The organism is Gilliamella sp. B2923 (assembly GCF_026536565.1).
Classification (GTDB): domain Bacteria; phylum Pseudomonadota; class Gammaproteobacteria; order Enterobacterales; family Orbaceae; genus Gilliamella.
Window position 1 is genome coordinate 1 of the sequence record NZ_JAFNNZ010000021.1, and the last position, 6,665, is coordinate 6,665.

General features: G+C 59.2%; 7 protein-coding genes and 3 pseudogenes. 2 read left to right on the top strand and 8 right to left on the bottom strand.

Annotated features, from left to right (window positions below; all coding sequences use genetic code 11):
• The 7 genes and pseudogenes from J3U42_RS11910 to J3U42_RS11940 form a co-directional block, all read right to left on the bottom strand.
• Positions 1-558, bottom strand: a 558-nt coding sequence (locus J3U42_RS11910; protein ID WP_416379689.1) for an aminoglycoside phosphotransferase family protein, incomplete at its 3' end; no start/stop codon positions are given.
• Entirely contained in the window at positions 558-1,361 is an 804-nt protein-coding gene (gene aph(3'')-Ib / locus J3U42_RS11915; protein ID WP_001082319.1) for an aminoglycoside O-phosphotransferase APH(3'')-Ib, read from the bottom strand. The genes aph(3'')-Ib and J3U42_RS11910, both read right to left, overlap by 1 nt.
• A 60-nt stretch (positions 1,362-1,421) precedes the next feature.
• A complete protein-coding gene (gene sul2, locus J3U42_RS11920; protein ID WP_001043260.1) occupies positions 1,422-2,237 on the bottom strand; it encodes a sulfonamide-resistant dihydropteroate synthase Sul2 in 816 nt (271 codons plus the stop codon).
• 307 nt (positions 2,238-2,544) lie between these two features.
• Complete coding sequence (gene repC, locus J3U42_RS11925; RefSeq protein WP_267336559.1) at positions 2,545-3,384, bottom strand: replication protein C, IncQ-type; 840 nt, start codon at positions 3,382-3,384, stop codon at positions 2,545-2,547.
• A complete protein-coding gene (locus J3U42_RS11930) occupies positions 3,266-3,868 on the bottom strand; it encodes a DNA-primase RepB domain-containing protein (protein WP_324169872.1) in 603 nt (200 codons plus the stop codon). The genes repC and J3U42_RS11930 overlap by 119 nt, the downstream gene beginning before the upstream one ends.
• Positions 3,865-4,278: an IncQ-type mobilization protein MobB gene (locus tag J3U42_RS11935; protein WP_010890157.1), complete on the bottom strand. Its 414-nt coding sequence runs from the start codon at positions 4,276-4,278 to the stop codon at positions 3,865-3,867. Before J3U42_RS11935 ends, J3U42_RS11930 begins: the two co-directional genes overlap by 4 nt.
• A gap of 154 nt (positions 4,279-4,432) precedes the next feature.
• Positions 4,433-5,026 (bottom strand): annotated as a pseudogene (locus tag J3U42_RS11940) (MobA/MobL family protein); the annotation flags it as partial.
• Between the two features lie 198 nt (positions 5,027-5,224).
• Here J3U42_RS11940 and J3U42_RS11945 point away from each other — a divergent pair.
• Together J3U42_RS11945 and J3U42_RS11950 are read left to right on the top strand one after the other, a co-directional pair.
• A complete protein-coding gene (locus J3U42_RS11945; RefSeq protein WP_000238497.1) occupies positions 5,225-5,509 on the top strand; it encodes a mobilization protein C in 285 nt (94 codons plus the stop codon).
• 531 nt (positions 5,510-6,040) lie between these two features.
• Positions 6,041-6,322: pseudogene (locus J3U42_RS11950) on the top strand (IS91 family transposase); the annotation flags it as partial.
• Positions 6,323-6,469: 147 nt separating this feature from the next.
• On the opposite strand, the pseudogene J3U42_RS11955 reads toward J3U42_RS11950, so the two are convergent.
• Positions 6,470-6,665 (bottom strand): annotated as a pseudogene (locus tag J3U42_RS11955) (class A beta-lactamase); the annotation flags it as partial.

The window sequence follows — 6,665 nt, forward strand, 5'->3', positions numbered from 1 at the left end:
TATGCGGCGACCGAGTTGCTCTTGCCCGGCGTCAACACGGGATAATACCGCACCACATAGCAGAACTTTAAAAGTGCTCATCATTTGATCGGCTATAATCGCCGCGTGGACGTAGTCAGTTTGACAACCTGCGTTTTGATCATCGCGCGCCCGCTGAAACAAAGCTGCAAAGCGATCCCGGATCGGGAGAAGGGCAGAAGGCAGGGGTTCCTCAGATGCGGCATACAGCTTCGCCATTAGTTCCGCTGCAATTTCGGTCGCCTGGTAGTCGCCGTGCTCGGCAACGATGTGAGAGAGCATTCGCTCCCCGGCATATTCGAGCAACATCAGATTGTTCTCACGACCGAGCAACCGGACTGCTCCCCTCCCATTGCGCCATACCAGATAGTCGGCCCCGCGCAGTTCATCAGCAATGTCTTCTATAGGTTTCAATCCCTTGACGATTGCAGGAGTCCCGTCTGGCAATGAAACTTTCCAAACGAGGCTGGAAAAGGTGTCCGCAATGAGAACAGGTTGCGAAACGTGCCAATGAGCAGGAAAAACAGGCGGCATGAACATCAACCCCAAGTCAGAGGGTCCAATCGCAGATAGAAGGCAAGGCGTTCGCGGTCGGGGGCTTCGATCCCCAATACATTGAATAGGACAGCGAAGGCGCGCTCTGCTTCATCTGGCGCTGCCCAGTTCTCTTCGGCGTTAGCAATCATGAGTGCCAAATCGGCATAGCGATCTGCTGTTCCGAGCCGCCCAAGGTCGATCAGACCCGTGCATTGAAGAGTTTTAGGGTCCACCATGAAGTTCGGCATGCAGGGATCACCATGGCAAACAACCATATCGGTGCGCTCTTGGTCGAGCCGCACCGGTAGCTCTCGTTCGACACGAGCCAAAAGATCGAGCTGCGGCGTACTCTTGTCCTCGTCCGGTAAGAAGTCGGGATTGACGGCATTGCGGGACACCACATCAACGGCGCGTCCGAACATTCGCGACAGCCTGCGCTCAAACGGACATTGATCAACCGATAGGCTGTGAACAGCGCCAAGTTGCTGCCCCATTGACGGCCACGCTTTGAGCAAATCCGCTCCAGACAGATCAGCCGCCGGTACTCCCGGAATTGCCGTTATCACCAAGCATGCACCCTCCTGTTCCTCCTGCCAGTTGATGACCTCGGGGCAAGCCACACCTCGACCTTTGAGCCAAATGAGGCGGTCACGCTCTCCAGCGAGCTCACCGCGGCGGGAAGCAGGTGCGATTTTCGCGAAGGCATGCCCGTCACCACGTCGAAAAACAAAATCACCAGATTCTCCGCCTCTGACAGGCAACCAGTCAGAATGCGATTCACCAAAAAAAATATTAGTTCGATTCAATGGAGGTTCCTTCAGTTTTCTGATGAAGCGCGAATATAGAGAAATATCCCGAATGTGCAGTTAACGAATTCTTGCGGTTTCTTTCAGCGCCGCCAATACCGCCAGCCCGTCGCGCAAGGGGCGCGGCTCGTGTGTGCGGATGAAGTCAGCTCCACCTGCGGCGGCGGCAAGCTCTGCAGCGAGTGTCGCGGCCCCGACATCCCCCGGACCACGGCCTGTGAGCGCGCGCAGAAAGGATTTGCGCGAAACAGACAGAAGCACCGGCAAATCGAAGCGCAGCCGCAATTCATCGAACCGCGCCAGCACCGAGAGCGAGGTTTCGGGAGCAGCCCCCAGAAAAAACCCCATGCCGGGATCAAGGACAAGGCGGTTGCGTTTGATACCGGCACCCGTCAGCGCCGCGATGCGCGCGTCAAAGAACGCCGCAATGTGATCCATGATGTCGCCAGCGGGTGCCTCGCGCCGATCTGCCTGCCCGTCTTGCACCGAATGCATAACGACGAGTTTGGCAGATGATTTCGCCAATTGCGGATAGAACGCAGCGTCTGGAAAACCGCGAATATCATTGAGATAGGCCACACCACGCGACAAGGCATAGGCTTGCGTCGCGGGTTGATAACTGTCGAGCGAGACGGGAATGCCATCTGCCTTGAGCGCGTCCAGCACCGGCGCGATACGCGCGATTTCTGTGTCGGACGAAACAGGCGCGGCGTCGGGATTGCTGGATGCCGGACCGAGGTCGATCACATCTGCCCCCTCGGCCATCAGCTTACGCGCCTGCGCAATGGCTGCGTCTGGCGCCAGATACCGGCCTCCATCGGAGAAACTGTCCGAGGTTATGTTGACGATGCCGAAAATGATGAGCGATTTATTCATGGGGGCTTCTATAATAATAATAATCGAGCATGAGTATCATACGGATGCTCGGGTCGAAAGGGAATCCCCAGGCGAGTAACCTGTTTGCGGTGATCCATTAGCTGCAGGAGCAGAATAGCATACATCTGGAAGCAAAGCAAGGAAAGCGGCCTATGGAGCTGTGCGGCAGCGCTCAGTAGGCAATTTTTCAAAATATTGTTAAGCCTTTTCTGAGCATGGTATTTTTCATGGTATTACCAATTAGCAGGAAAATAAGCCATTGAATATAAAAGATAAAAATGTCTTGTTTACAATAGAGTGGGGGGGGTCAGCCTGCCGCCTTGGGCCGGGTGATGTCGTACTTGCCCGCCGCGAACTCGGTTACCGTCCAGCCCAGCGCGACCAGCTCCGGCAACGCCTCGCGCACCCGCTGGCGGCGCTTGCGCATGGTCGAACCACTGGCCTCTGACGGCCAGACATAGCCGCACAAGGTATCTATGGAAGCCTTGCCGGTTTTGCCGGGGTCGATCCAGCCACACAGCCGCTGGTGCAGCAGGCGGGCGGTTTCGCTGTCCAGCGCCCGCACCTCGTCCATGCTGATGCGCACATGCTGGCCGCCACCCATGACGGCCTGCGCGATCAAGGGGTTCAGGGCCACGTACAGGCGCCCGTCCGCCTCGTCGCTGGCGTACTCCGACAGCAGCCGAAACCCCTGCCGCTTGCGGCCATTCTGGGCGATGATGGATACCTTCCAAAGGCGCTCGATGCAGTCCTGTATGTGCTTGAGCGCCCCACCACTATCGACCTCTGCCCCGATTTCCTTTGCCAGCGCCCGATAGCTACCTTTGACCACCATGGCATCAGCGGTGACGGCCTCCCACTTGGGTTCCAGGAACAGCCGGAGCTGCCGTCCGCCTTCGGTCTTGGGTTCCGGGCCAAGCACTAGGCCATTAGGCCCAGCCATGGCCACCAGCCCTTGCAGGATGCGCAGATCATCAGCGCCCAGCGGCTCCGGGCCGCTGAACTCGATCCGCTTGCCGTCGCCGTAGTCATACGTCACGTCCAGCTTGCTGCGCTTGCGCTCGCCCCGCTTGAGGGCACGGAACAGGCCGGGGGCCAGCGGTGGCGGTCTTGCCCTTGGATTCACGCAGCAGCACCCACGGCTGATAACCGGCGCGGGTGGTGTGCTTGTCCTTGCGGTTGGTGAAGCCCGCCAAGCGGCCATAGTGGCGGCTGTCGGCGCTGGCCGGGTCGGCGTCGTACTCGCTGGCCAGCGTCCGGGCAATCTGCCCCCGAAGTTCACCGCCTGCGGCGTCGGCCACCTTGACCCATGCCTGATAGTTCTTCGGGCTGGTTTCCACTACCAGGGCAGGCTCCCGGCCCTCGGCTTTCATGTCATCCAGGTCAAACTCGCTGAGGTCGTCCACCAGCACCAGACCATGCCGCTCCTGCTCGGCGGGCCTGATATACACGTCATTGCCCTGGGCATTCATCCGCTTGAGCCATGGCGTGTTCTGGAGCACTTCGGCGGCTGACCATTCCCGGTTCATCATCTGGCCGGTGGTGGCGTCCCTGACGCCGATATCGAAGCGCTCACAGCCCATGGCCTTGAGCTGTCGGCCTATGGCCTGCAAAGTCCTGTCGTTCTTCATCGGGCCACCAAGCGCAGCCAGATCGAGCCGTCCTCGGTTGTCAGTGGCGTCAGGTCGAGCAAGAGCAACGATGCGATCAGCAGCACCACCGTAGGCATCATGGAAGCCAGCATCACGGTTAGCCATAGCTTCCAGTGCCACCCCCGCGACGCGCTCCGGGCGCTCTGCGCGGCGCTGCTCACCTCGGCGGCTACCTCCCGCAACTCTTTGGCCAGCTCCACCCATGCCGCCCCTGTCTGGCGCTGGGCTTTCAGCCACTCCGCCGCCTGCGCCTCGCTGGCCTGCTGGGTCTGGCTCATGACCTGCCGGGCTTCGTCGGCCAGTGTCGCCATGCTCTGGGCCAGCGGTTCGATCTGCTCCGCTAACTCGTTGATGCCTCTGGATTTCTTCACTCTGTCGATTGCGTTCATGGTCTATTGCCTCCCGGTATTCCTGTAAGTCGATGATCTGGGCGTTGGCGGTGTCGATGTTCAGGGCCACGTCTGCCCGGTCGGTGCGGATGCCCCGGCCTTCCATCTCCACCACGTTCGGCCCCAGGTGAACACCGGGCAGGCGCTCGATGCCCTGCGCCTCAAGTGTTCTGTGGTCAATGCGGGCGTCGTGGCCAGCCCGCTCTAATGCCCGGTTGGCATGGTCGGCCCATGCCTCGCGGGTCTGCTCAAGCCATGCCTTGGGCTTGAGCGCTTCGGTCTTCTGTGCCCCGCCCTTCTCCGGGGTCTTGCCGTTGTACCGCTTGAACCACTGAGCGGCGGGCCGCTCGATGCCGTCATTGATCCGCTCGGAGATCATCAGGTGGCAGTGCGGGTTCTCGCCGCCACCGGCATGGATGGCCAGCGTATACGGCAGGCGCTCGGCACCGGTCAGGTGCTGGGCGAACTCGGACGCCAGCGCCTTCTGCTGGTCGAGGGTCAGCTCGACCGGCAGGGCAAATTCGACCTCCTTGAACAGCCGCCCATTGGCGCGTTCATACAGGTCGGCAGCATCCCAGTAGTCGGCGGGCCGCTCGACGAACTCCGGCATGTGCCCGGATTCGGCGTGCAAGACTTCATCCATGTCGCGGGCATACTTGCCTTCGCGCTGGATGTAGTCGGCCTTGGCCCTGGCCGATTGGCCGCCCGACCTGCTGCCGGTTTTCGCCGTAAGGTGATAAATCGCCATGCTGCCTCGCTGTTGCTTTTGCTTTTCGGCTCCATGCAATGGCCCTCGGAGAGCGCACCGCCCGAAGGGTGGCCGTTAGGCCAGTTTCTCGAAGAGAAACCGGTAAGTGCGCCCTCCCCTACAAAGTAGGGTCGGGATTGCCGCCGCTGTGCCTCCATGATAGCCTACGAGACAGCACATTAACAATGGGGTGTCAAGATGGTTAAGGGGAGCAACAAGGCGGCGGATCGGCTGGCCAAGCTCGAAGAACAACGAGCGCGAATCAATGCCGAAATTCAGCGGGTGCGGGCAAGGGAACAGCAGCAAGAGCGCAAGAACGAAACAAGGCGCAAGGTGCTGGTGGGGGCCATGATTTTGGCCAAGGTGAACAGCAGCGAGTGGCCGGAGGATCGGCTCATGGCGGCAATGGATGCGTACCTTGAACGCGACCACGACCGCGCCTTGTTCGGTCTGCCGCCACGCCAGAAGGATGAGCCGGGCTGAATGATCGACCGAGACAGGCCCTGCGGGGCTGCACACGCGCCCCCACCCTTCGGGTAGGGGGAAAGGCCGCTAAAGCGGCTAAAAGCGCTCCAGCGTATTTCTGCGGGGTTTGGTGTGGGGTTTAGCGGGCTTTGCCCGCCTTTCCCCCTGCCGCGCAGCGGTGGGGCGGTGTGTAGCCTAGCGCAGCGAATAGACCAGCTATCCGGCCTCTGGCCGGGCATATTGGGCAAGGGCAGCAGCGCCCCACAAGGGCGCTGATAACCGCGCCTAGTGGATTATTCTTAGATAATCATGGATGGATTTTTCCAACACCCCGCCAGCCCCCGCCCCTGCTGGGTTTGCAGGTTTGGGGGCGTGACAGTTATTGCAGGGGTTCGTGACAGTTATTGCAGGGGTTCGTGACAGTTAGTACGGGAGTGACGGGCACTGGCTGGCAATGTCTAGCAACGGCAGGCATTTCGGCTGAGGGTAAAAGAACTTTCCGCTAAGCGATAGACTGTATGTAAACACAGTATTGCAAGGACGCGGAACATGCCTCATGTGGCGGCCAGGACGGCCAGCCGGGATCGGGATACTGGTCGTTACCAGAGCCACCGACCCGAGCAAACCCTTCTCTATCAGATCGTTGACGAGTATTACCCGGCATTCGCTGCGCTTATGGCAGAGCAGGGAAAGGAATTGCCGGGCTATGTGCAACGGGAATTTGAAGAATTTCTCCAATGCGGGCGGCTGGAGCATGGCTTTCTACGGGTTCGCTGCGAGTCTTGCCACGCCGAGCACCTGGTCGCTTTCAGCTGTAAGCGTCGCGGTTTCGGGGTCTGACGCTCAGTGGAACGAAAACTCACGTTAAGGGATTTTGGTCATGAGATTATCAAAAAGGATCTTCACCTAGATCCTTTTAAATTAAAAATGAAGTTTTAAATCAATCTAAAGTATATATGAGTAAACTTGGTCTGACAGTTACCAATGCTTAATCAGTGAGGCACCTATCTCAGCGATCTGTCTATTTCGTTCATCCATAGTTGCCTGACTCCCCGTCGTGTAGATAACTACGATACGGGAGGGCTTACCATCTGGCCCCAGTGCTGCAATGATACCGCGAGACCCACGCTCACCGGCTCCAGATTTATCAGCAATAAACCAGCCAGCCGGAAGG